Below are 1,919 nucleotides of genomic sequence, written 5' to 3'. Positions count from 1 at the left end.
AGCTTGTCGTTTAACGTCCAGCGTCGAACGCGGCTCGAACTTGATCAGCGTTCTCGCAGTTCGGCGGACGTGTAAGCGGCCTTCGTCTGATCCTGTGCTCCGTCACAGAGTGGATCAGCGCGAAGGCCGTGGTCGTGAGTTTGGTGCATCAGGGCGTCCTGCGGGATGCGCTCGCGGAAGTGTCACGCTTCCGGTCGGAGTTGTACGCGTGTCTGACCGCGCGGGGCGACGCGTTGTTCGAGTTGTGCGACGCGCTGTTGTGCACGGACGGGCCGGTGCGGACGCTGGTTGATCTCGCGCTCGCGCCCGAACACCGCCGAGGTCACGGAGCTCTGTACGGCGGACTCAACCAGGGCCGGATCGACGTCGCACGGCTGCGTCGTGCCCTGACCGAGGTGCCGCTGCCGAGGGCGGCGGACGGTCGGCTCGTACTGGCCGTCGATGTCTCGCCGTGGCTGCGACCGGACGCCAACACCTCTGCCAACCGTGCCTTTTGCCACACCTTCGGCCGGGGCGAGGGCAAGCATCAGATGGTGCCGGGCTGGCCGTACTCGGTGGTGGCTGCGCTGGAGACCGGCCGCACGTCCTGGACGGCGGTGCTGGACGCTGTCCGCCTGGAGCCCGGCGCCGACGTCGCCGCCGTGACCACGGTGCAGATCCGCGAGGTCGTCGAGCGGCTAGTCACCGCCGGCCAGTGGCGACCGGGTGACCCTGAGGTCCTGGTCGTGCTGGACGCCGGATACGACGCCCCGCGCATCGCCCACCTGCTGAGTGACCTGCCCGTCGAGATCCTCGGCCGACTCCGTTCAGACCGGGTGATGCGGCGTCCGACACCCTCCCGCGAAGAGTTCCACCTGGCTAACCCCAAGGGCGGCCGGCCGCCCAAGCACGGCGGCGAGTTCGTCTTCGGCGACCCCACGACCTGGAACACCGAGCAGGCCGTGACGGCCACGGAAACCCGGCTCTACGGGACAGCGACCGCGCAGGCAAGGGACCGGCTGCACCCGCGGCTGACCCACCGGGCCGCATGGCTCGACCACAACGGGCCGCTGCCCATCATCGAGGGCACCGTCATCCGCCTGGCCGTGGAGAAGCTGCCCAGCGGCGGAGTCAACAGGCCGGTCTGGCTGTGGTGGTCGCGAATCGGCGCCACCGAAGCGGACGTCGACCGCTGCTGGCAGTCCTTCCTCCGGCGCTTCGACATCGAGCACACATTCCGCCTGTTCAAGCAGACCCTCGGGTGGACCAAGCCCCGGCTCCGCAGCTCGGAAGCGGCCGACCGGTGGACCTGGCTCGTCATCGCCGCCTATGCCCAGCTCCGGATCGCCCGCCCGCTGGCCACCGACCTTCGCAGGCCCTGGGAAAAGCCGACCGAGCCGAACAAAATGACACCCGCCCGCGTCCGCAGAGGGTTCAGAAACCTGCACGCGAAGACCGGCTCACCCGTCGGCGCACCGAAACCCTCCCGTCCCGGCCCAGGCCGACCGCCCGGCTCGAAGAACCGCTATCCGGCTATCCGTCATGACGTGGGACGCGTCCTCGCCACCGGCGAGGCATACAGCCGTCCCGCCCACCACAAGGTGGGCACCAAACCCCGCAGAACAGGCTGACGAGTGGCACAGAGGGCCAGCACACTGAGCGCATGCGCTATGAGGAGAGAGCCAAGCTCACAGTCGTGAAAGTCCTGGTCCCGCTGGCCGTCCTTGTCGCCTCACCAGTGCTGCTGATAGCAGGAGCACCGATCCGCCGCCGCTATCTCCGCTACGTCTACCGCGATGAGGCCCCGCAGATCCTGGACAAGGAGCGAGGTCGGGTCAGCGCCCACTACTTCGTGGTCACCAACCCAGTTCTGCAGTGGCTCTGCTGGCCCACAGAATCACTCGCCCGTCTCATCGAGAGCCGAGGTTAAACGACAAGCT

2 protein-coding genes are annotated in these 1,919 nt (G+C 68.1%); both read left to right on the top strand.

Features of this window, described 5'->3' with window-relative positions; translation table 11 throughout:
* Positions 1 to 134 precede the first annotated feature (134 nt).
* Positions 135 to 1,610, top strand: a complete 1,476-nt coding sequence (locus AC07F0_RS40005; RefSeq protein ID WP_478985258.1) for an NF041680 family putative transposase — start codon at positions 135 to 137, stop codon at positions 1,608 to 1,610.
* 65 nt (positions 1,611 to 1,675) lie between these two features.
* Positions 1,676 to 1,909 (top strand): hypothetical protein, encoded by a 234-nt coding sequence (locus AC07F0_RS40000; protein WP_478985257.1) that lies wholly within the window; start codon positions 1,676 to 1,678, stop codon positions 1,907 to 1,909.
* Positions 1,910 to 1,919 lie beyond the last annotated feature (10 nt).

The sequence above is a fragment of the Streptomyces sp. NPDC045955 genome, from assembly GCF_056430805.1.
The sequence above is the reverse complement of the archived record's forward strand: the minus strand, read 5'-3'. Positions and strand labels throughout refer to the sequence as shown.